This window comes from Pseudomonas sp. GW821-FHT02C04 (assembly GCF_059421845.1).
On the sequence record NZ_JBWKVT010000009.1, the window covers coordinates 281,427 to 302,378 of the forward strand.

Sequence of the window (20,952 nt, forward strand, 5' to 3'; positions counted from 1 at the left end):
GTGGAGCAAAGGGTTGTATCGTTAGCTCGCTAAGTTAACCCGGGATTAACAAAAAAGCCCTGCACTTTTTAAATAGTGCAGGGCTTTGGATTCAGCCTTGAAAGCGTAGCCTCAATAACGGTTGGGCTCCATTTCCAGCTCGACATTGAAACGTTCTGCAATGTCTTTCTGGATACGCTGCGCCAGATCGAGCAGTTGCAGCCCGGTCGCCGCGCCGTAGTTGACCAGCACCAGCGCCTGCAATTTATGCACGCCGGCATCGGCCTCACGGAAACCTTTCCAGCCCGCTCGCTCGATCAACCAGCCCGCCGCCAGTTTCATCTGCCCGTCCGGTTGCGCGTAGGCCACCAGATCCGGGTGCTGCTCTTTGATCTGCGCGACCACCGCCGCCGAGACCAGCGGGTTTTTGAAGAAGCTGCCGGCATTGCCGAGCACCGCCGGGTCCGGCAATTTCTCGCTACGGATGCTGCAAATGGCGCGGCTGACATCCGTCGGCGTCGGCTGCTCGATGCCTTGCTCGGCCAGGCGCTGACGCACCGGGCCGTATTCCAGGTGCAGATGCGCGACTCGATCAAGCTTGAAGCGCACTCGCAGAATCAACCAACGACCCGGTTGCTGCTTGAACACGCTGTCGCGGTAGGCGAAGTTGCACTCTTCCAGAGTGAAGTCGCGCAACTCGCCGGTCTGGCGATCCAGCGCCGTCAGGCCGGCGAACACGTCCTTGATCTCGACACCGTAGGCACCAATGTTCTGCATCGGCGCAGCGCCGACGGTGCCGGGGATCAGGCTGAGGTTTTCCAGCCCCGAAAAACCCAGCGCCAGCGTGTGCTGGACAAACGGATGCCAAGGCTCGCCGGCCTCGGCCTCAATCACCACGCGGTTGCCGTCATCGCTTATCACGCGGATGCCACGGCTGGCCATGCGCAGCACCAGCGCCGGAATGTCCGCCGTCAGCAGCAGATTGCTGCCGCCACCGATGACCAGCAACGGCACATCGTGGGCGGTCGCATAAGCCAGGGCTTCACGCACATCACTGTCGTTGTGGGCTTCGGTAAACAACTGCGCGCGAACGTCCACACCAAAAGTGTTGAACGGTTTCATCGAAACCTGAGGGTGTACCTGCAAACTCATAACCGGCCCTTCACTTCAATCAGCAACCGGTCGCAGGCGCGCTCGATCAGATCCAGTACCTGCTCGAAACCCTGATCGCCGTCGTAATACGGATCCGGCACTTCATCGACTTCGCCTTCATAGCGGCGCAGGAACAAGTCCAGCTCGGCCTTGCCGGTGGACGGTTGCAAGGCCTTGAGGTTGCGCAGGTTGCTGTTGTCCATGGCGAGGATCAGGTCGTAGCTGGCGAAGTCCGCGCGGCTGACCTGCTGAGCACGTTGCGCCGACAGGTCATAGCCACGCAGTTTGGCCGCGGCCTGACTGCGCTTGTCCGGCGGATTGCCGACGTGCCAGTCACCGGTGCCGGCGGAGGCCACTTCGACCTGAGCGTCCAGGCCGGCTTCACGCAATTTGGCGCGCATCACGCCTTCGGCAGTGGGCGAACGGCAGATGTTGCCCAGGCACACGAACAGAACGCGCATCAGGCCTCCAGCAGGCGACGGACGCGCTCGAGGTCTTCGGCGGTGTCGACCCCGGTCGGCGGCGCGATCAACGCGTCAGCCACGTGAATCCGCACGCCGTGCCACAGGGCACGCAACTGTTCGAGGGATTCGGTGTTTTCCAGCCAGCACGGCCCCCAGCTCACGAAATCCTGGAGGAAGCCTGCGCGGTAGGCATAGATGCCGATGTGGCGGCGATACGGCACGCCTTCCGGCAGCACGTCGCGGTTCTTGGCGAACGCATCGCGAGCCCATGGCAGGGTCGCACGACTGAAGGTCAGCGCCAGACCGTTGAGGTCGCTGACGACCTTGACCACGTTCGGGTTGAACAGGGTTTCCACGTCCTCGATCGGCTCGGCCAGGGTGGCCATGCGCGCTTCGGTGTGGGCCGCAAGGTTGGCGGCGACCTGATCGATCACGCTTGGCGGGATCAGCGGTTCGTCACCCTGCACGTTGACCACGATGGCATCCGGCTCAAGGCCCAGCTTCGCAGCCACTTCGGCCAGGCGGTCGGTGCCGGAGTTGTGATCTTCACGAGTCAGCACCACTTCGGCGCCGAAAGCCTTGCAGGCTTCGACGATGCGCGCATCGTCGGTGGCCACGACCACGCGGCTGGCGCTGCTTTTGCTCGCCTGCTCCCAGACGTGCTGGATCATCGGCTTGCCGGCGATATCCAGCAGCGGCTTGCCCGGCAGACGGGTCGAGGCGTAGCGCGACGGGATGACAACGGTGAAGGCTGTGGTCATTTATCCAGACGCTCGTCGGTAGTCAGGGTGCGGGCTTCGCTTTCCAGCATGACCGGGATGCCGTCACGGATCGGGTACGCCAGGCCGGCGCCCTTGCTGATCAGTTCGGTCTTGTCGGCGCTGAGCTTGAGCGGGCCTTTGCAGATCGGGCAGGCGAGGATGTCGAGCAATTTGGTGTCCATGAACATTCCCTGGATAAAAACGGTTTAAGGCAAAAGACGATCCGGCAACAGGCGCATCAGTTGCGTGTCGAACCAGGCCACGAAGGCCGGCGACGGCACGGCATCGACCGCCAGGTACCACCAGTCGGCGGCAGCGAAGGCGCGGCACTTCACCGCGTCCTTTTCGGTCATCACCAATGGCAATGACGGCGTGAAACTCAAGGCCTGCACGCTGTATTCGGCGTGGTCGGCAAACGCGTGGGGCACAGGCCGACAGTCTAGCGCTTCGAGGGTATTGAAGAAACGTTGCGGATTGCCGATCCCGGCGACTGCGTGCAGTGCCTGACCGGGCGGAAAGTGATCGAGGGGCCGGCGTTCGCCGCTGAGCAGATTGACCAGCGCCGTGGGTTGCAGACAGAAGGCGAAACCGCCGTCGCGATCCTCGGGAGCGCCGTTGAACAGTACGCCATCGACGCTTTGCAGACGCTCAATGGGTTCGCGCAGGGGGCCGGCGGGCAGACAGCGCTTGTTACCGAGCCCTCGGGCGGCATCGATCAGCACCAGCTCAAGGTCCCGCGCCAGACGATAATGCTGCATGCCGTCGTCGGACAGAATCAGGTCCAGCGGCTCGCTGGCCAGCAAGGCTTTGACGGCGGCGCCGCGATTTGGGTCGATCATCAGCGGCACACCGGTGCGCTGCACGATCAGCAATGGCTCGTCACCGGCGATGTCGGCGCCTTGATCGGCTTCGACCCGCCATGGCAACTGCGGCGGTTTGGCGCCGTAACCGCGACTGACCACACCGACCCGCAGCCCGCTGCGCCGACAGTGTTCGATCAGCCACAGAATCATTGGTGTCTTGCCGGTGCCACCAACCGTGATGTTGCCGACCACGATCAACGGAACCGGCGACTGATAGATCTCGCCTTCACCATCGAGAAAACGCTGACGCTTGCCGGCCACGACGCGGCGGTACAGCCACTCCAGCGGCCGCAACAGCGTCAGGGCCGGATGCCCCTGATACCACGCGGCGAGCAGACGATCGGACATGGCCATCAGGATTTGGGCGCCGCCTCGACCGTGGTCATGCGCAAATGGCTGAAACCGAGCTTGCCGGCCGCGTCCATGGCGGTGATCACGGATTGGTGCTGAGTCTTGCCATCGGCACTGATCGACAACGGCATGTTGGTGTCACCGTTGGCTTCCTTCTGCATGGCTTCCATCAGAGTCGCCAGGTCGTTTTTCGGCAGAATCTTGTTGTTCACCGAAAACACGCCTTCAGCGCTGATGGCGACGTCCAGTTGCTTGACCTGCTGATCCTCGGCCGGTGAGCCGCTGACCGCTTCCGGCAGGTCGACACGCAACTGGGTTTCGCGGGTGAAGGTGGTGGTCACGACGAAAAACAGCAACAGAATGAACACCACGTCGATCAGCGACGCGAGGTTGATGTCGATCGTTTCCCGGGGTTTGCGACGGAATTTCACGCTTTGCCCCCGGCCAGATCGACGTCACGGTCGCCCTGCACCACTTCCACCAGTTTGATCGCTTCCTGTTCCATGCCCACCACCAGCTCATCGATGCGGCGTTGCAGGAAACGGTGGAAGAACACCGACGGGATACCGACCATCAGGCCCGCTGCCGTGGTGATCAGCGCCTTGGAGATACCACCGGCCAATACCGAAGCGTTGGTGGTCATGCCGGAACCGGTGAAGGCGCTGAAAATGTCGATCATGCCCAGCACCGTGCCCAGCAGACCCAGCAGCGGCGACATGGCAGCGATGGTGCCCAGCGCGTTGACGTAGCGTTCCAGCTCGTGGATGACCCGGGCAGCGGCTTCTTCAATGCACTCTTTCATGATCTCGCGACCATGCTTGGAGTTGGCCAGGCCCGCGGCGAGGATTTCACCCAGCGGCGAGTTGGCGCGCAATTCCTTGAGTTTTTCCTTGTTGAGCTGCTTGTCCTTGATCCAGACCCAGACCTGACCCAGCAGATGCTCAGGGGTGACGCGACTGGCGCGCAGCGTCCACAGGCGCTCGGCGACGATCGCCATGGCAGCGATGGAACTCAGAATGATCGGCAACATCATCCAGCCGCCGGATTTGACCAATTCCCACACAGTGACAGCCCCCTCGAAAAAGTGCGCCACTTTACCATACCGGTTCGCGATAAAGACCCGTCGCCCCGACGACCGTGCGCTGCCTGTGCTCAACGGTACTCAGCCCCCGGCAGCGGCGGGTCGCGCCAGAACCGACGCTGCTGACGCATCGACCGGGCCGGCTGGAATCTGCCCAGTTGCAGATGAATGGCGCCCTGCTCGGCGCTGTCATGGATGCGTAGGTCCAGCTTGCGGTAACGGGCGATGACCGTCGGATGCGGATGCCCGAACGAGTTGCCCTGCCCCCGGGAGATCAGCACGTCCCGAGGCTGCAAAACCTTGAGCAACGCCATCGAGGAAGAACTGCGGCTGCCATGGTGCGGGGCTTGCAGCCACCGGGTCGGAACCGCCAGTGCGCTGTTGAGCAAATCCCGTTCGGCAGCGGTGTCGATATCGCCGGTCAACAGCAACCTCTCGCCGTTGGCTTCGATCTGCAGGACGCAGGAACGTTGGTTGCTGTCATGGGCGTCGGCCCATTGCCATAAATGAAAGGCGACGCCGTCCCACTGCCATTGCCGACCGCTTTCACAGGTTTCTGCGTTCAGCGCTTCGGGGAGACCCGGCGGATCACCGCTGATCACCCGGCCGACCGGCAAGCCGTTTGCCACGGCCAGCGCGCCACCGGCATGGTCGGCGTCGGCATGGCTGAGCAGCATCAGGTCGAGTCGCTCGACGCCCAGCTTGTGCAAGGCCGGCAGCACCACCCGCTCGCCCACATCGAAGTCGCCGAAACGCGGGCCGCTGTCGTAGAGCAATGTGTGATGGCGAGTGCGGATCAGAATCGCCAGCCCCTGGCCGACGTCGAGCTGCCACACATCCGCCACGCCTTCGACCAGCCGCTCCCGGGGCGGCAATGCCAGCACCAGCAGCAACGGCCAGCCCAAGGGACGCAACGGAACGCCTCGGGGCAGCAATAACAGCACGGCACCGAGGCAGCCCAGCGCCAGTACCCAACCCGGCATCGATGCCGCAACCCACGCCGGCCAGTGCCCGGCAATCAGGGCCAGAGCCCGGAACAATCCATCAACCAGCCCGCCGGCCAGCCACAACAGACCTTCGCCGACATAGGGAATCGGCAACAACAAAGTGCCCAGCAATGCCGGCGGCAGCACCGCAAAACTGATCCACGGCACCGCCAGCAGATTGGCCAATGGCCCGCTGAGGCTGATCGGTAATCCCAGAATCAGCAACACCGGGCACAGGCCGATTGCGATCAACCATTGCGCCCGCGTCCAGGTCTGCCACCAGCGCCAGGACCCCAGTCGACCGCCGAAGGTGAAAATCAGCACCGCCACCGCCGCGAAGGACAACCACAATCCCGGACGCAGACTGGCCAGCGGGTCCATCAACAACACCCCATTGAAGGCCAGCAACAACGGCCACCAGGCACCGAGATGGCGAAACCGCAATCGCCACAGCAATACCAGCGCAACCATCACGCAGGCCCGTCGCACTGGCACATCGAACCCGGCCAGCAGCCCGTAACCCAACGCTGCCGCGAACGCCAGACCGCACGCCCACTGCAACCATGGCCAACGCAATGGCCACACACCGAATCGCGCCAGCCCGGCGACCAGCCCATACATCACCGCCGCCAACAGACCGATGTGCTGCCCGGAAATCACCAGCAGGTGCACGGTGCCGGTGTCCTGCAAAATCTGCCAGTCCTCGCGACTGAGTCCCGAGCCATCACCCAGTACCAACGCTGCCAGCGCTGCGCCTCGACCCTGGGTGTCCACTTCCAGCAGACGCCTACGAATGCCGTCCCGCCAGGCCCATTGCGCCGCCGCCAGCCGACTGCCGTCCTTTACCGTGCCGGTGGCGCCGATGCGTTGCGCCAACAGCCAGGCCTCGTAATCGAAGGCATCGGGATTGAGCAGCCCGCCGGGACGCTTGAGTTTGACCGCCAGGCGCCAGCGCTCACCGCTGTTGATCGATGGCCCGGCGTACCAGGCCAGACGCATCAGCGACGGCAGTTTCTCGTGCCGCGAACGGGCATCGGCCAGTTCGAACCGCACCACCCCATCACCATTCTGCGGCAGGCCGACTACCCGCCCTTCGACCCAGCGCGTCTCGCCGTCAAGCTTCGATGGCAGTCGATCATCCAGCGCCCACTGCGCACCGATGCACGACCACGTGAATCCAAACAGCAAAAAAGCCAGCGGATAGCTGCGAAACGGCAGCAGCATCAGCGCCACGACCGGCAGCAAAACCATCCACCCGACCGGCGGCAACGCCGGTAAAAAAACCGGAACCAGCAGACCGACCGCCAGCGCCATCATCCCTGTGCGCATACGCTCGTCCTTGATTGCGACTTTCCAGAAAAGTCTCCCCTCACAAGGCATAGCGGGTGTTGGTCACAGTCGTCGTTATCAATTGTCACAAAGTCTGAATGGGCGGTTCGTAGAATCCAGACATACTTGCCGCCTTAACCGACCGAGAAGCCTTATGCCCCGGCGCTTATTCAAACGTTACATGCCCGATCCGACGAGCATCAGGGAACACAAATCCTTACGCTTTCTCGGCACGTTGCTGCATGACCCGAACCTCTGGCACCTCAATCGTCACTCGGTGGCCCGGGCCATGGCCGTTGGCCTGTTCGCGGCGTTTCTGCCGATTCCCGCGCAGATGCTGGTGGCGGCGGCACTGGCCATCACGGTGCGCGGCAACATGCCGATTGCCGTCAGCCTGGTCTGGCTGACCAATCCGATCACCATGCCGGCCGTGTTCTTCTGCACCTATCAGGCGGGTGCGTGGTTGATGGATGTTCCCGCCCGCACACTCCCCGACGAATTGACCTGGGAATGGATCAGCGGAGAACTCTCGACCCTGTGGCAACCCTTCCTGCTGGGCTCGGTGGTGGTCGGACTGGCGCTGGGCGCCCTCGCCTACTGCGTGGTGATGATGTACTGGCGCTGGTGGGTGGCCCGGCAATGGGCGCGGCGCAAGAAAAGTCGCCAGTCGTGAATGCAAAACGGCCTCCACTGTGGGAGGCCGTTTTTTATTGCAGCATCGAAAGGATCAGGTACGCATGCCGCGCCCGCTCACCAGCAACCGGGCGCAACCGACATACAGCACCACGGTGGCGACCAGCATGAAGGTGATCGCGATACCGATGCGAATGTCCGAGACACCCAGGATGCCGTAACGGAAGGCGTTGACCATGTGCAGCACCGGGTTGGCCAACGACACGGTCTGCCAGAACGGCGGCAGCAAGGTGATCGAGTAGAACACGCCACCGAGGTAAGTCAGCGGGGTCAGCACGAAGGTCGGGATGATCGAGATGTCATCGAAGTTACGTGCGAACACGGCGTTGATGAAGCCCAGCAGCGAGAAAATCGTCGCCGTCAGCACCACCACCAGAACGGTGACGCCCAGGTGATGCACCTGCAGGCTGGTGAAGAACATCGACAGGATCGTCACGATGACGCCGACCATCAGGCCGCGCAGCACGCCGCCGAGGGTGTAGCCGATCAGAATCGTGTGCGGCGACACCGGCGACACCATCAGTTCTTCGATGGAGCGCTGGAACTTGCTGCCGAAGAAACTCGACACCACGTTGCCGTAGGAGTTGGTGATCACCGACATCATGATCAGCCCCGGCACGATGTACTCCATGTAGGTGAAGCCACCCATGCCGCCGATCTGCTTGCCGATCAGGTTGCCGAAGATCACGAAGTACAGAACCATGGTGATCGCCGGCGGCAGCAGAGTCTGCGGCCAGATCCGGGTGAAGCGTTTGACCTCGCGGTAAACGATGGTGTTGAGGGCGACGAGGTTGGGGCGCAGCTCGGAACTCATACCGCCACCTTCGACAGATTTTTCTCCACCAGGGACACGAACAGCTCCTCGAGGCGATTGGTTTTATTGCGCAGGCTCAGCACTTCGATGTTCTGCAGGGCCAGTTGGCCAAACAGCGCAGTGATGCCCATGGACTTGTCGACCTGAACTTCCAGGGTATGCGCATCCACCAGACGGGCCGGATAGCCGACCAGTTGCGGCGCCACCGCCAGATCGCTCTTCAGATCGAGCAGGAAGGTTTCCACATGCAGTTGCCCGAGCAACTGACGCATGCTGGTGTTCTCGACGATGGTGCCGTGGTCGATGATGCCGATGTTGCGGCACAGCTGCTCAGCCTCTTCCAGGTAGTGCGTGGTGAGGATGATGGTGATGCCTTTCTGGTTCAGCTCGGTGAGGAACGTCCACATCGAACGACGCAGCTCGATATCCACCCCGGCCGTCGGTTCGTCGAGGATCAGCAAACGCGGTTCATGCACCAGCGCCCGAGCGATCATCAAGCGACGCTTCATGCCGCCGGACAACGAACGCGACGGCACATCGCGCTTGTCCCACAGGCCGAGCTGGGTCAGGTACTGTTCGGCGCGCTCCTTGGCGATCTTCGCTGGAATGCCGTAGTACCCCGCCTGGGTCACGACGATGTCGAAGGTCTTTTCGAACTGGTTGAAGTTGAATTCCTGGGGTACCACGCCAATCGAGCGCTTGAGCGCCGCGGGGTTCTTGTCCAGGTCGTGGCCAAAGATATTCACCGTGCCGCTGGTCTTGTTCACCAGGGTCGAGAGAATGCCGATGGTCGTGGATTTGCCTGCGCCGTTAGGGCCGAGCAAGGCAAAGAAGTCACCTTCGGCAACGTCCAGATCGATACCACTCAAGGCCTGGAACCCGTTGCCGTAGGTTTTGGTTAGCTGCCGGATGGACAGAGCGGAACTCATATCGGATTACGCACCAAGAAGAGAAAAAGGACTGAATGACGGCGGGCGGCGAGGGAGACAACCGCGGCGCACAAGCTCAATGGTGCTTGCCGCCGCCGCACAAGTACAGTCAAGTGTGTCGATAGTAGGTATTAAGTCAACGCGGTCATGACGGCTTTTTGATACGCCGGACGCTGCTTCAGCCGCGCGTACCAGGCCTCCAGATGAGGCATCGGCGCACGCTCGATCGGCATCTCGAACCAGGCATAAATGAAACTGCCGAGCGGAATGTCGCCCATGCCGATTTCACTGCCGGACAGATAAGGCTGGTTTTTCAGGGCCTGATCGGCCGTCGCCAGCAACCCTTCGCATTCCTTGATCGCGGCATGAATTGCCGGCCAGTCCTGCTTGTCGGCCGGGGTGCGCAGAACGCCCCAGAACACCGTACGGAAAGGGCCTGCAAAACTGGAAGTGGTCCAGTCCATCCACTTGTCGGCGACAGCACGGGCCTGCAGATCTGCCGGATACCACGAGGTATTGGCCGCATGTCTGGCCAACAGGTAGCGAACGATGGCGTTGGATTCCCACAACACGAAACCGTCGTCTTCGATCACCGGCACTCGACCGTTCGGGTTCATCGCCCGGTACTCAGGCGTGTCGACCACACCGAACGCGCCACCGGCGTCGATCGCCTCGTAAGCCAGCCCGAGTTCTTCGGCAGCCCACAACGGTTTTCTGACATTCGACGAATTCTTGCGTCCCCAGATCTTCAGCATGACCGCCTCTTTTCCATTGAGTGGGCGAGCAGCATACGCCGGATCAGCGGCTGCCGACATCACCGCGCATGTCACTGGACAGTGGCGTCTGCTGGTCGTTGAACAGGTGCGGATAACACTTCTGCAGATGTTCGAAGAAAAAAGATTCCGGTACATCGGCGAACTGGCCGTGATCGACCAGGTACTCCATCAGCAACGCGCCATCGCTGTTGTACGGGTGGAAAACGCTGTCGTTCATGCCGTCGAATTCCAGCGGCGCAACGTTGAACATTTCGCAGAGCTTCTGGTTGAACGCGGGTGTGGCTTTCACCCAGCGATCATTGAGAAACAGCTCGGTATAACCATGCATGGCGAACACTTCGCTTCTCAGCAGTTCAAGCAGACGCGGCGTCGACAGATGATTTTTCACATCCGCCAGACCGATGCGTGCGGGGATCCCGCAATGGCGCGCGCAACCGGCGAGCAACGTGGCCTTGGGCACGCAATAACTTTCACCCGCCGCCAGCGCGTAGCTGCCGCGCAAGGTCTGCGGGTCGCGGCTGAAGGTGTACATGTTGTAGCGCACCGCCTCGCGCACGGCGTAATAAAGACTGATCGCCTGCGCGCGCGGGTCGCGGCTGTTGCCTCGGTGCTGTTCTGCGAACTCCACCACCGAGGGGTGGTCACTATCGATGAAGCGGCCGGGGCTCAGATACTCGCGCATGACGACATTCTCCTGGGTGAACCCGGAGTCTAGCGAGAGGATCAGCACAGAGATAACGACGTTTCGGCCAAACATGGACGCAAAGCCGCGGAGTCAGCGAACGATTTCCCACGGGTGTTGCCCACCGAACCTACAAAAGCCATCCAGGGATTCCCACGATTTAGATCAGCTTGCTCTGACCGCCCCCTTTTGCAGATGCCGTCTAAGCTCTGGAGGGTCGTTCGCCCTGGTTCACGGAGGATTGAATATGCTGTTGTTGTGGATACTGGTTCTGATCGTCGGCGTGGCGTATCTGGCCCACCGGCGCATCGCCCCGCTGCCTGCACTGGGCATCGTCGCGGCTTACCTGCTGGCGATGGGGATTTTCAGCCACGCGCCAGGCTGGTTGCTGCTGATCTTCTGGGTCGTACTGGCCATCGTTGCGGCTCCGCTGCTGTTGCCGGATCTGCGCCGCAAACACTTCAGCGCGCCGCTGTTCAGCTGGTTCCAGAAAACCCTGCCACCGATGTCGCAGACCGAACGCGACGCGATCGATGCCGGCACGGTATGGTGGGACGGCGAACTGTTCAGCGGCCGTCCGGACTGGGAAAAACTGCTGTCCTATCCCAAAGCGCAACTGAGCGATGAAGAGCAGGCATTCATCGACGGCCCGACCGAAGAGCTCTGCGCCATGGTCACCGACTGGCAGATCGGCCAGTCGATGGACCTGCCGTCCGAAGCCTGGACCCACATCAAGGAACACGGTTTCTTCGCTCTGATCATTCCCAAGGAATTCGGCGGCAAGGGTTTCTCCGCCTACGCCCACTCCCAGGTGGCGATGAAACTGGCGACCCGCAGCGGCGACCTCGCCTCCACCGTGATGGTGCCCAACTCCCTCGGCCCGGCGGAACTGCTGCTGCATTACGGCACCGACGAACAACGCAATCATTACCTGCCGCGACTGGCCCGGGGCGACGACATTCCGTGCTTTGCGCTGACCGGCCCGCTCGCCGGTTCCGACGCGGGTGCGATGCCCGACACCGGGATCATCTGCAAAGGCGAATGGGAAGGTCAGGAAACCCTCGGCCTGCGCCTGAACTGGGAAAAACGCTACATCACCCTCGGCCCGGTCGCGACCTTGCTCGGCCTCGCCTTCAAGGCCTATGACCCGGATCACTTGCTTGGCGACAAGGAAGATCTGGGCATCAGCCTGGCGCTGATTCCGACCGACACTCCCGGCGTTGAAATCGGCCGTCGCCACTTGCCGCTGGGCGCCGCGTTCATGAACGGCCCCAACTCCGGCAAGGACGTGTTCATCCCGCTGGACTTCCTCATCGGCGGCCAGGACATGCTCGGCAAAGGCTGGATGATGCTGATGAACTGCCTGTCGGTGGGGCGCTCGATTTCCTTGCCGGCAGTGGGCACCGGCGCGGCCAAGTTCACCAGTCTGGTGACCGGGCAGTACGCGCAGATTCGCGAGCAGTTCAATGTTCCGCTCGCGGCATTCGAGGGCATCCAGGAAGCCATGGCGCGCATCGGCGGCAACGCCTGGATGATGGACGCTGCGCGGATGCTGACCGCCAACGCGGTGGATCTGGGCGAGAAGCCCTCGGTACTGTCGGCGATTCTCAAGTACCACCTCACCGAACGCGGTCGCGAGTGCATCAGCCACGCCATGGACGTGCACGGCGGCAAGGCGATCATCATGGGGCCGAACAACTACTTGGGTCGTAGCTGGAATGGCGCGCCGATCTTCATCACGGTGGAAGGTGCCAACATTCTTTCGCGCAACCTGATGATCTTCGGCCAGGGCGCTATCCGCTGCCATCCGTTCGTCCTCAAGGAAATGGCCCTCGCCGGGCGTGAAGACAAGGATCAGGCCCTCAAGGAGTTCGATGGCCTGCTGCTCAAGCACATCGGGTTTGCCGTGAGCAACGCCGCCAGCACGCTGGTGCTGAATCTTGGTTTCGGCCATTTCGAACACGCACCGGGAGACAAGCTCAGCCAGGGTTATTTCCGCGCCCTCAACCGTCAGGCTGCCGCGTTTGCCATGCTCGCCGACCTGAGCATGATGCTGCTGGGCGGCGAACTGAAACGTCGCGAACGGCTGTCGGCCCGTCTGGGCGATGTGCTGAGCAATCTGTATCTGGCCTCGGCGGCGCTCAAGCGTTATCACGATCTCGATTCCCCGGCGTACATGGAACCGCTGTTCACCTGGGCCATGGAAGAAAGCCTCGGCCAGTCGGAAAAAGCGCTGGATGAACTGCTGACCAACTTCCCGAGCCGGGTCTTCGGCTGCCTGCTGCGAGTGATCGTGTTCCCGTTCGGTCGCCGACACAAAGGCCCGTCGGACAAACTCGGTGCCGAAGTGGCCGGTGTCATCGGTCGGGCCAAGGGCGATCCGGCACTGGAAGAACTGCTTGCCGGCTGCTACCGCCCACAATCGGCGGACGATGCGGTGGGTGCACTGCAACACGCCTGCGATCAACTGAATGCCGCGCAGCCCCTGCACAAAAAACTGCACACCTCGCTCAAAAGCGGTCAGGTCAAACCGACCGCCGGGGAACACGCCATCGATGCAGCACTGGAGGCCGGGGTGTTGCAAGCCGTGGAAGCCCAGACTCTGCGTGATGCCGAAGCGGCGCGGCGCAAGGTGATCGATGTCGATGATTTCGACAAGGAGGAGCTGAAACCGGCGGAAGGGAAAGTCCGCTGATACCTTCAATCAGTGAAAAACGGGCGCAGGCGCTTTATACTCCCGCGCCCGTTTTGCTCTTGAGGACTTATCTCGTGTCCAACGTCGTTGCCGATCATCTGGTTTTACTCGACCACCTGCGCAGTATCCTGGTCGCCGTAGGTGAGGCCGAACAGGTTCCCGAAGAAAGCCATGCCCTGTTCCTGGAGCGTTTCGACGAACTGCTGGCGTCACTGCCGATCGATCCGATCGAAAGCCAATACCTGGGCCAGGACATCCTGACTCAAGTGATTACCCGCTATCCGCAAATCGCCCACCTGATCCCGCGGGATCTGCTGTGGTTCTTCGCCGGCGACTGCCTGCACTACCTGTCCGATGAAGAAATCGACATGTATCAGGCACTGGAAGAGCGCCGTTACGAAGCTGAACAAAACGACGAGCCGTTCGACTGGAATCAGGAAAAACAGCTGCTGGCGATGTCCGCCCAGGACAGCAAGCACTGATTTTCTCCCGATAAAGAAAAGGCCCGCATGGTGATCCATGCGGGCCTTTTTCATGGGGTTAAAGCAGCCCTTCACTCTCGGGCAATTCGTACTCGGCCAAGGCTTTTGAACCGGTAGACTTTCCCGGCTTGCTCAATGTTGGCTCTTTCTCCAGACACTCCACCAGATAGTCGATGAACACCCGCAGCTTCGGCGGCAGATAGCGCGTCGGCGAGTGCAGCAACCACAACCCACCGTGGTAGGACGCCAGGAATGTCCAGTCCGGCAGGACCTGCACGATCAGCCCCTGCTCCAGGGCATAGCGGGCCGTGAAATACGGCAGGCTGCCAATACCGATGTGCTGCAACACCGCGCCTAGACGTACGCCGGTGTGATTGGCGGCATATCGGCCTCGCACTCCGACGGTGACAGCTTTCGTGCCTTTCTTGAATTTCCAGCGCGCATCGCTCGGGGTTTCGCCCAGGTAGATGCAGCTGTGATTGAGCAAGTCATGGGGATGCGTCGGCGTGCCATGTTCGGCCAGGTATTGCGGCGTCGCGCAGAGTAAATGGTCGATGGTCAGCAACTGCCGCCCGACCAGCCCCGCCGGCGGTCGCTCCGTGATGCGAATCGCCAGGTCGACATGGTCGTCGATCAGATCCACTTGCCGGTCTTCCAGCAGCAACTCCACATCAACCTTCGGATAGCGGCGCAGAAACTCCGGCATGTGCGGATGAATCACAAAACGCCCCACCGCTTTCGGCACGCTGACCCGCACCAGCCCCTCGGCTTCGTGGGTGAACTGGCCGCTGATTTCCATCACTGACCTGGCGGCGCTAACCATCTCCTGACAGCGCTTGAATACCTCTTCCCCACCATCGCTCAAGCGCAATTTGCGCGTGGTGCGTTGCAGCAGCCGCGTGGCCAATGCCTTCTCCAGCCGGGAAATACTGCGGCTGACCGCCGAGGGCGACGAGCCCAATTGGCGAGCGGCTTCGGAGAAGCTGCCGGTCTCCACGACCTTGACGAAAATCGCCATTTCACCGAGCAGCGGCAGGGGGAGATTTATGCTCACAGCGCAACAGTCCTTTGATGTTTGAACGGATTATCACGTTATTGCACGATTCATATAATTAAAAAAGAAACTTTAATAAGGGCATGGAATATGACGCTTCGCCTCTTTTTCCATAGTGATGACCTCAAGGCCAATGTGGAAGTCCTCGACTGCACGCCCCACGAGAACGAATTCGCCGTGGTGCTGCGCGCCACTCTGTTTCACCCGCAAGGTGGCGGACAGCCTTGCGACACGGGCTGGATCGGCGACAGTCAGGTCCTGCGTGTCATACAAGAACCGGATCGGATCATCCATTTCGTCGATCAGCCCGTACCGCTCGGCATGACCCAGATTCGTGTCGATGAAGAACGTCGTCGCTTCAACACCCGCATGCACTCTGCCGGGCATCTGATCGGCCACTTCGTCCAGGCCATGGGCTGGATGCCGATCAAGGCCCACCACTGGCCGGATGAAGGCCGGGTGCAATTCAAGCCCGGGGATTCGGCCCAGGAAGTCGATGCGCAAATCGTTCAATACGGCATCGGGCAATGGATCGAACACGATCTGCCACGCCTGACATCCCTGCGCGAAGGCGCGCGGGAAATCGGCTTCGGTGAACTGCCAGCCTACGGCTGCGGTGGCACCCATGTACGCAGCCTGAAGGATCTGGGCACAGTCACGATCGCGTCCCTTTCGCAGAAGAAAGGCACGTTATCCGTCCACTACAACGTGGATTGAGGATTTCGGGCGCTGCCAGATGCAGCGTCCGACGCCGGGGGAACCGCGTTCGCCGGTTCCGTTGACTATTCGATAGATGGACCTGAAACCATGATGCTTGACGTCGAGCGTCTCGATGAGACGTGCATAAAAAAACTGGCCAACGAAGAAGTCCTCGCCATCCGCGTCAAAGGCTTTTTGCCCCAGGCTCAGGCGATCCAGATTGGCGACAAGATCCTCGCCCCCGGCTTCGAGGGTTACATCAACGCGCCCAGCATCGGCCGCATCGGCATGGCGTTCTACGAGGCGGAAAACCAGCCGTTGCTGATCGAAGACTACTTCGAGCGCGCCACCAGCAACATTGCCGAACTTCGTAACCGCTGCGCGCCCTACTCCTCACCGGTCGACACCTTGCGCTGCATGCTCGACGAATCCTGGCCCGCAGGCGCCCATTTGGAAAACCTCTACGGTCGCAAGATGTACGTCGGTCTGTCACGGGTGGTCAAACCCGGTGTCTGCTTCCTGGCCCACCACGACATCTTCGCCAAGGACGCGCCGGAGAGTTTCCAGGCTCACAGCCTGGAAGCTCAATTTGCCTGCAACGTCTACCTGAACATGCCGACCGAGGGCGGCGCGCTGCAGATGTGGGAAGACGATATTTCACCGGACCGGTTCGACGAAATGCGCGGCGACAGCTACGGCATCGACCCGGCACTGCTCGGCCCTCCCGCCCTCGAAGTACGTCCGGAACCCGGGGATTTCATCATGTTCAATTCGCGTCGCATGCACTCGGTGACACCGGGTGTGGCAGATCCGCGCTTGAGCCTTTCGTTTTTTGTCGGCTATCGCGGCAATGCTTCACCCCTGACTTTCTGGAGCTGAAATGACATCGAATTACCTGGGCGAGTTTCTGGCGCTGGCCACTATCCACTTTCTGGCCGTGGTTGCTCCCGGGCCGGACTTCGCCGTGACCATCCGCCAGAGTGTGCGATTCGGTCGACTGGTCGGCATCTGCACGGCACTGGGCATCGGTGCGGGGATTTCCGTACACGTGCTGTACACCCTGCTGGGCGTCGGCGCCTTGATGCACACCACGCCCTGGCTGCTGACGGTGGCCAAGGTCGTGGGCGGCGCCTACATTTTCTACCTCGGTATCAGCCTGATCCGCAGCAAACCCAAGACAACGCTGGAAGGTGAAAAGACAAGCGACGAACCGCTGGTAGAGCAATCGCTGTTCAAGGCGTTTTCCACCGGTTTCCTGACCAACGCCACCAACCCCAAGGCCACGCTGTTTTTCCTGGCGATCTTCACTACGATCATCAGCGCCAGCACACCGCTGGAAATCCAGGCCCTGTACGGACTGTGGATGTGCGGCGTGAATGCGTTGTGGTTTGTGATCGTTGCGCTGTTCTTTTCAAGCAGCAAAGTGCGCGTACTGTTCATGCGCATGGGGCACTGGTTCGAGCGCAGCATGGGGGTGATTCTGATCCTGTTTGCCGGGCGACTGGTGTTGTCGATGTAAACACGCTGATCGGAGAAGCCCGGCCCAGACAGATTGGACGGGCTTTTTCGATTCTGCGCCGCTTTTGCATTTCTGTGCGACGCGTCCCACTTCGGGGGCTCCCCTATCACTCGCTTGTGGTGTTAGTTTGCGAAACCGTCTGACCTATCGATCAGACACTTCCTACTCACTGCCTGCAAAGGAATGCCCTTAGCAATGGACTTTACACTCAAGCAACTGGCCGTATCGACCCTGATTCTGGCCAGCCTTTCGTCCGTCACACTGCCAGCACACGCCAACATCACACCGCAGCAAAGCGCGACCATCCTCAAGACATTCAGCGATGCCAAGGTCAGTGATTTCCGCCAGTTCCTCGGCGAACTGGCCAAGAGCGACCTGAGCAAAACCGACGACCTGCGCCCGTCCATCAGCGCGTTTCTCGACAACAAGACGCTGACCGCTGAACAGCAAAACGAAATCTATCGCCTGCTCGGCCTCTACACACGTGCGAAATACGGCAAGGCCGCTCTCGAAACCCTGCGCGAACTGGTAGAGATTCCGACCGACCGCAAGGAAGGTGTTGCCCAGCACGAGAACCCTGAATTCATCAAGATTGCCGCCAAGATCAAGAGCCTGGCCGAATCCTTCGGTCTGAACTACCGGAACGTCGACAACCGCGTCTACGAAATCTCCCTCGACGGCAGCGGCAAGGAAGTCGTAGGCATTCACGCTCACGCCGACGTGGTGCCGGTAACGCCGGAAAACTGGGTGCTGAAAGATGGCACTAAACTCGATCCGTTCAAAGTCACACTGATCGGCGACCGCATGTACGGCCGCGGCACCGAGGACGACAAAAACGGCATCGTGGTGACGCTATATGCAATGAAGGTCATCAAGGAAGAAAAGCTGCCGCTGGCCCGCAATTTCAAACTGCTGGTGGACACCACCGAAGAAACCACTGGCGACGCGATTCCTTACTACTTCGAGCGCAACCCGACGCCGGAGTACAACCTGGCACTGGATGGCGGCTACCCGGTGGTGATCGCCGAGAAAGGCTACGGCACAGTCATGGCCAAATTTGCCAAGCGCAAGGCCGAGGGCAAAGGCGCGGAAATCATCTCGATGACCGGTGGTATGGCGACCAACCAGATTCCATCGGTTTCGCTCGTCACCCTGGTGACAGACAAACCGGCCGAACTGGCCGCCAGCCTGCAAAAGGCCGGTAGCGAATACGCCAAACAACATGGCGGCGATTTCGAAGTGAATGCCAAGGTCGATGGCAAAGACGTGAAACTCAGCGTTACCGGCGTTTCCGCGCACTCTTCCGAGCCGGAATCCGGCGTCAACCCGGTCGCCCGCATGCTGGACTTCATCCACAGTGTGGATGGCAAAATCGCGCTCAAACACAACCACATCACCGACGCCGCCCGCTACGCCGCCGACAACTGGGGCCTGGACTACAAGGGTGGCAAGTTGGGTGTCGGTTTCGCCGATGACTTCATGGGCCCACTGACCACCTCGCTGACCTATGTCGGGATGGACGACAAAACCTTCAAACTCGCGGTCAACCTGCGCGTACCGAAGGGCAAGTCGCCGGAAGTACTCAAGACCGAAATCGCCGACAAACTGGCGGCCTGGAGCAAGAAAACCCACGTCGCGGTCAACTTCGATTACTCGATCGCCGAGCCGATGTACCGCAATCCAGAGGGCGAGTGGGTCAAGGCGCTGCTGGCCGTTTCCACCGAAAACCTGGGCATGAAACACGAATTCGGCACCTCTGCCGGCGCCACCTCGGTGCATGAACTGCCTAACGGCGTGCAATTTGGCCTGGCTCGACCAGAGGTCAAATACACCGGCCACACCGACGGCGAGTTCAAGACGGTTGACCAGTTCCTGCTGGACCTGCAGATCGTTACCGAAATGATGGGGCGGATCGGGCAACTGCCTAAGCTGTGATCCCCTTTTCGCAGCCACGATGAACAAAAGGCCCGTCGCCTTCCACCGACGGGCCTTTTCATATCAGCCGGTAACCGATGTATCGATCCGACTGCGCAGGAAAAACCGCCTTCCCATCAATACCATCGCCAGGGTCAACGCGCTGATCAACCCCAACCAGATACCTTGCGGCCCCCACTCCAGCCCGAACGCCATCAGGCATCCCAGCGGCAAACCCACACCCCAGTAACAGAAAATCGCCAGCCACATGGGGACGCGTGTGTCTTGCAGGCCTCGTAATGCTCCGGCGCACAACATCTGCAATCCATCGGGAAACTGTAAAACGGCGGCGTACAGCAGAAGTGTCGAGGCGAGTGCGGTGACAGCAACATCCGCGCTATACCAGCCGGCAATCGCCTCATTGCCCAGCAGCATGATCAACACCGACACGCTTTGCGCGATCAGGACGATGACACAACCCGCCCATGCAGCTTGCCGGACACCCTTGAAGTCCCCCCGCCCCAGCGCATGGCCAACCCGAACCGTGGTCGCCTCCGCCACGGCCACCGGAATCATGAAACACAACTGCGCCAGATTCACCGCGATCTGATGCGCCGCCAGGAAAGTCGAACCGAGCCGGCCGATCAACAACGAGGTGACAATGAAAAGACTGCCCTGGGTCAGGATTGCGATGCCGATCGGCAGCCCGACCTTCAACAAATCAACGATGCCCGCAAGACGCGGCGGATCAAAACGGGTGAATAACTGCAAATGCGCCAGCCGCTTTCCGCGCCAGAGGTACACAGCGAACAGCAACGCTTGCAGCCACATCATCAAGGCCGAAGCGATACCCAGTCCTTCCGCCCCCCTCTCCGCGAAACCCAACTTGCCATTGGTCAGTACATAACCCAATGGCGCCAGCAACAGGAGACCGCCAAAACCGAAGACCATCGTCGGGCGCATCCAGTGCATCCCTTCGCACAGATAGCGCATGCAGAAAAACAGGGTCAGCGCCGGGCTTCCCCAGCGCACAGCCTGCAGAAAGGCCTGCGTCCCCGGAATTATTTCCGGTGCAATCCCGGCGGGTGCGAGCAGAAGAGGCGCAAGGCTGAGGAAACCGAACATCAGCCCACCCATGAACAGCGCCAACCACAGGGCCTGGCGAAAGATCGGGCCGATCTCACCTGTTCGCTCCGCACCGTGTAAACGGGCAACTGAAGCGGTCAGCGCAATCAATGTCCCGATCGGCACCAGCATCGGCAGCCATAACAACGCCGTGCCGAGCGTGACGGCTGCCAGGGTTTCTGTTCCGTGATTGCCCGCAATGAGGTTATCCACGAAAGCGATCAGCCCGGCGCACAGATGCCCGATGACCAAAGGCAGCGACAGCAAAGCTGTTGCTCGTATCTCGTGCAGGGCACCAGGAGGGGTGATTGTTCGTGACATGAAGATGAGATCCTTGAAACTGGCCAACCCGATCCAGCCACCTGGGCTGACGGGGGAGTCGTTATCTCAGAATCAGTCATGGGCTGGCTGTCAGACGCTTCTGCGAATCACAGTTTCGCTGTAGGAAACTTGTAACAGAGGGTGCCAACACAAAAAACGCGCATACAAAAACGCCGCTCATCACTGAGCGGCGTTTTTGTTGAATATGGAGCGGGAAACGAGACTCGAACTCGCGACCCCGACCTTGGCAAGGTCGTGCTCTACCAACTGAGCTATTCCCGCA

At 60.8% G+C, this 20,952-nt stretch carries 21 protein-coding genes and 1 tRNA gene; 7 read left to right on the forward strand and 15 right to left on the reverse strand.

Going from position 1 to position 20,952, the window contains the following annotated elements:
• Window positions 1-111: 111 nt before the first annotated feature.
• From murB to AC07VV_RS27125, 8 genes are all read right to left on the reverse strand, one after another.
• A complete protein-coding gene (murB, locus tag AC07VV_RS27090; RefSeq protein ID WP_495037998.1) occupies window positions 112-1,131 on the reverse strand; it encodes a UDP-N-acetylmuramate dehydrogenase in 1,020 nt (339 codons plus the stop codon).
• A complete protein-coding gene (locus AC07VV_RS27095) occupies window positions 1,128-1,592 on the reverse strand; it encodes a low molecular weight protein-tyrosine-phosphatase (RefSeq protein WP_085710942.1) in 465 nt (154 codons plus the stop codon). The genes murB and AC07VV_RS27095 overlap by 4 nt, the downstream gene beginning before the upstream one ends.
• Complete coding sequence (kdsB, locus tag AC07VV_RS27100) at window positions 1,592-2,356, reverse strand: 3-deoxy-manno-octulosonate cytidylyltransferase (RefSeq protein ID WP_096820946.1); 765 nt, start codon at window positions 2,354-2,356, stop codon at window positions 1,592-1,594. Before kdsB ends, AC07VV_RS27095 begins: the two co-directional genes overlap by 1 nt.
• Complete coding sequence (locus tag AC07VV_RS27105; protein ID WP_003174668.1) at window positions 2,353-2,538, reverse strand: Trm112 family protein; 186 nt, start codon at window positions 2,536-2,538, stop codon at window positions 2,353-2,355. Before AC07VV_RS27105 ends, kdsB begins: the two co-directional genes overlap by 4 nt.
• A 24-nt stretch (window positions 2,539-2,562) precedes the next feature.
• Window positions 2,563-3,573: a tetraacyldisaccharide 4'-kinase gene (gene lpxK, locus AC07VV_RS27110; protein WP_495037999.1), complete on the reverse strand. Its 1,011-nt coding sequence runs from the start codon at window positions 3,571-3,573 to the stop codon at window positions 2,563-2,565.
• Window positions 3,573-4,001, reverse strand: a complete 429-nt coding sequence (locus tag AC07VV_RS27115) for an ExbD/TolR family protein (RefSeq protein WP_007950767.1) — start codon at window positions 3,999-4,001, stop codon at window positions 3,573-3,575. Before AC07VV_RS27115 ends, lpxK begins: the two co-directional genes overlap by 1 nt.
• Window positions 3,998-4,633 (reverse strand): MotA/TolQ/ExbB proton channel family protein, encoded by a 636-nt coding sequence (locus AC07VV_RS27120; protein ID WP_162803506.1) that lies wholly within the window; start codon window positions 4,631-4,633, stop codon window positions 3,998-4,000. Before AC07VV_RS27120 ends, AC07VV_RS27115 begins: the two co-directional genes overlap by 4 nt.
• A gap of 89 nt (window positions 4,634-4,722) precedes the next feature.
• Window positions 4,723-6,966: a DNA internalization-related competence protein ComEC/Rec2 gene (locus tag AC07VV_RS27125; RefSeq protein ID WP_495038000.1), complete on the reverse strand. Its 2,244-nt coding sequence runs from the start codon at window positions 6,964-6,966 to the stop codon at window positions 4,723-4,725.
• Window positions 6,967-7,120: 154 nt separating this feature from the next.
• Here AC07VV_RS27125 and AC07VV_RS27130 point away from each other — a divergent pair, with 154 nt between their 5' ends.
• Window positions 7,121-7,639 carry a DUF2062 domain-containing protein gene (locus tag AC07VV_RS27130; RefSeq protein WP_096820943.1) on the forward strand — a complete coding sequence of 173 codons (519 nt, stop codon included), beginning with the start codon at window positions 7,121-7,123 and terminating at the stop codon, window positions 7,637-7,639.
• A gap of 54 nt (window positions 7,640-7,693) precedes the next feature.
• Here the strand turns inward: AC07VV_RS27130 and AC07VV_RS27135 are convergent, their stop codons facing one another.
• From AC07VV_RS27135 to AC07VV_RS27150, 4 genes are all read right to left on the reverse strand, one after another.
• Window positions 7,694-8,473, reverse strand: a complete 780-nt coding sequence (locus AC07VV_RS27135; RefSeq protein WP_096820942.1) for an ABC transporter permease — start codon at window positions 8,471-8,473, stop codon at window positions 7,694-7,696.
• A complete protein-coding gene (locus tag AC07VV_RS27140) occupies window positions 8,470-9,402 on the reverse strand; it encodes an ABC transporter ATP-binding protein (RefSeq protein ID WP_085612257.1) in 933 nt (310 codons plus the stop codon). The genes AC07VV_RS27135 and AC07VV_RS27140 overlap by 4 nt, the downstream gene beginning before the upstream one ends.
• Window positions 9,403-9,533: 131 nt before the next feature.
• The gene (locus AC07VV_RS27145) at window positions 9,534-10,157 is read right to left on the reverse strand and encodes a glutathione S-transferase family protein (RefSeq protein ID WP_495038001.1); all 624 of its coding nucleotides are present in this window, start codon (window positions 10,155-10,157) and stop codon (window positions 9,534-9,536) included.
• A gap of 43 nt (window positions 10,158-10,200) precedes the next feature.
• Complete coding sequence (locus tag AC07VV_RS27150) at window positions 10,201-10,860, reverse strand: transglutaminase-like domain-containing protein (RefSeq protein WP_495038002.1); 660 nt, start codon at window positions 10,858-10,860, stop codon at window positions 10,201-10,203.
• A gap of 247 nt (window positions 10,861-11,107) precedes the next feature.
• Between AC07VV_RS27150 and AC07VV_RS27155 the strand changes: the two genes are divergently transcribed.
• Window positions 11,108-13,555 carry an acyl-CoA dehydrogenase gene (locus AC07VV_RS27155; RefSeq protein WP_495038003.1) on the forward strand — a complete coding sequence of 816 codons (2,448 nt, stop codon included), beginning with the start codon at window positions 11,108-11,110 and terminating at the stop codon, window positions 13,553-13,555.
• Between the two features lie 74 nt (window positions 13,556-13,629).
• Window positions 13,630-14,037 (forward strand): PA2817 family protein, encoded by a 408-nt coding sequence (locus AC07VV_RS27160; protein ID WP_008087850.1) that lies wholly within the window; start codon window positions 13,630-13,632, stop codon window positions 14,035-14,037.
• 58 nt (window positions 14,038-14,095) lie between these two features.
• On the opposite strand, the gene AC07VV_RS27165 is transcribed toward AC07VV_RS27160, so the two are convergent.
• Window positions 14,096-15,091, reverse strand: coding sequence for a LysR family transcriptional regulator (locus tag AC07VV_RS27165; protein ID WP_495038004.1), 996 nt, complete (start codon window positions 15,089-15,091; stop codon window positions 14,096-14,098).
• A gap of 90 nt (window positions 15,092-15,181) precedes the next feature.
• Between AC07VV_RS27165 and AC07VV_RS27170 the strand changes: the two genes are divergently transcribed.
• The 4 genes from AC07VV_RS27170 to AC07VV_RS27185 all read left to right on the forward strand — a co-directional run bounded on the left by AC07VV_RS27170 (window position 15,182) and on the right by AC07VV_RS27185 (window position 19,244).
• A complete protein-coding gene (locus AC07VV_RS27170; protein WP_495038005.1) occupies window positions 15,182-15,808 on the forward strand; it encodes an alanyl-tRNA editing protein in 627 nt (208 codons plus the stop codon).
• Window positions 15,809-15,898: 90 nt separating this feature from the next.
• Window positions 15,899-16,669, forward strand: coding sequence for a 2OG-Fe(II) oxygenase (locus tag AC07VV_RS27175; protein ID WP_495038006.1), 771 nt, complete (start codon window positions 15,899-15,901; stop codon window positions 16,667-16,669).
• Between the two features lies 1 nt (window position 16,670).
• Window positions 16,671-17,309: a LysE family translocator gene (locus AC07VV_RS27180; RefSeq protein WP_096820935.1), complete on the forward strand. Its 639-nt coding sequence runs from the start codon at window positions 16,671-16,673 to the stop codon at window positions 17,307-17,309.
• 195 nt (window positions 17,310-17,504) lie between these two features.
• Window positions 17,505-19,244: a dipeptidase gene (locus tag AC07VV_RS27185; protein WP_495038007.1), complete on the forward strand. Its 1,740-nt coding sequence runs from the start codon at window positions 17,505-17,507 to the stop codon at window positions 19,242-19,244.
• A gap of 63 nt (window positions 19,245-19,307) precedes the next feature.
• On the opposite strand, the gene AC07VV_RS27190 is transcribed toward AC07VV_RS27185, so the two are convergent.
• Together AC07VV_RS27190 and AC07VV_RS27195 are read right to left on the reverse strand one after the other, a co-directional pair.
• Window positions 19,308-20,696, reverse strand: coding sequence for an MATE family efflux transporter (locus AC07VV_RS27190; RefSeq protein ID WP_495038008.1), 1,389 nt, complete (start codon window positions 20,694-20,696; stop codon window positions 19,308-19,310).
• Window positions 20,697-20,875: 179 nt separating this feature from the next.
• A tRNA-Gly gene (locus AC07VV_RS27195) sits at window positions 20,876-20,951 on the reverse strand.
• Between the last annotated feature and the right edge of the window lies 1 nt (window position 20,952).

Bases quoted from the DNA above. Each gene is read 5' to 3' on its own strand.
- AC07VV_RS27095 (WP_085710942.1), bottom strand. From the start codon at position 1,592: ATGCGCGTTCTGTTCGTGTGCCTGGGCAACATCTGCCGTTCGCCCACT.
- AC07VV_RS27130 (WP_096820943.1), top strand. From the start codon at position 7,121: ATGCCCCGGCGCTTATTCAAACGTTACATGCCCGATCCGACGAGCATC.
- AC07VV_RS27185 (WP_495038007.1), top strand. From the start codon at position 17,505: ATGGACTTTACACTCAAGCAACTGGCCGTATCGACCCTGATTCTGGCC.
- AC07VV_RS27125 (WP_495038000.1), bottom strand. From the start codon at position 6,966: ATGCGCACAGGGATGATGGCGCTGGCGGTCGGTCTGCTGGTTCCGGTT.
- AC07VV_RS27155 (WP_495038003.1), top strand. From the start codon at position 11,108: ATGCTGTTGTTGTGGATACTGGTTCTGATCGTCGGCGTGGCGTATCTG.
- AC07VV_RS27145 (WP_495038001.1), bottom strand. From the start codon at position 10,157: ATGCTGAAGATCTGGGGACGCAAGAATTCGTCGAATGTCAGAAAACCG.
- AC07VV_RS27170 (WP_495038005.1), top strand. From the start codon at position 15,182: ATGACGCTTCGCCTCTTTTTCCATAGTGATGACCTCAAGGCCAATGTG.
- AC07VV_RS27105 (WP_003174668.1), bottom strand. From the start codon at position 2,538: ATGGACACCAAATTGCTCGACATCCTCGCCTGCCCGATCTGCAAAGGC.
- AC07VV_RS27135 (WP_096820942.1), bottom strand. From the start codon at position 8,473: ATGAGTTCCGAGCTGCGCCCCAACCTCGTCGCCCTCAACACCATCGTT.
- AC07VV_RS27140 (WP_085612257.1), bottom strand. From the start codon at position 9,402: ATGAGTTCCGCTCTGTCCATCCGGCAGCTAACCAAAACCTACGGCAAC.
- murB (WP_495037998.1), bottom strand. From the start codon at position 1,131: ATGAGTTTGCAGGTACACCCTCAGGTTTCGATGAAACCGTTCAACACT.
- lpxK (WP_495037999.1), bottom strand. From the start codon at position 3,573: ATGGCCATGTCCGATCGTCTGCTCGCCGCGTGGTATCAGGGGCATCCG.
- kdsB (WP_096820946.1), bottom strand. From the start codon at position 2,356: ATGACCACAGCCTTCACCGTTGTCATCCCGTCGCGCTACGCCTCGACC.
- AC07VV_RS27150 (WP_495038002.1), bottom strand. From the start codon at position 10,860: ATGCGCGAGTATCTGAGCCCCGGCCGCTTCATCGATAGTGACCACCCC.
- AC07VV_RS27175 (WP_495038006.1), top strand. From the start codon at position 15,899: ATGATGCTTGACGTCGAGCGTCTCGATGAGACGTGCATAAAAAAACTG.
- AC07VV_RS27180 (WP_096820935.1), top strand. From the start codon at position 16,671: ATGACATCGAATTACCTGGGCGAGTTTCTGGCGCTGGCCACTATCCAC.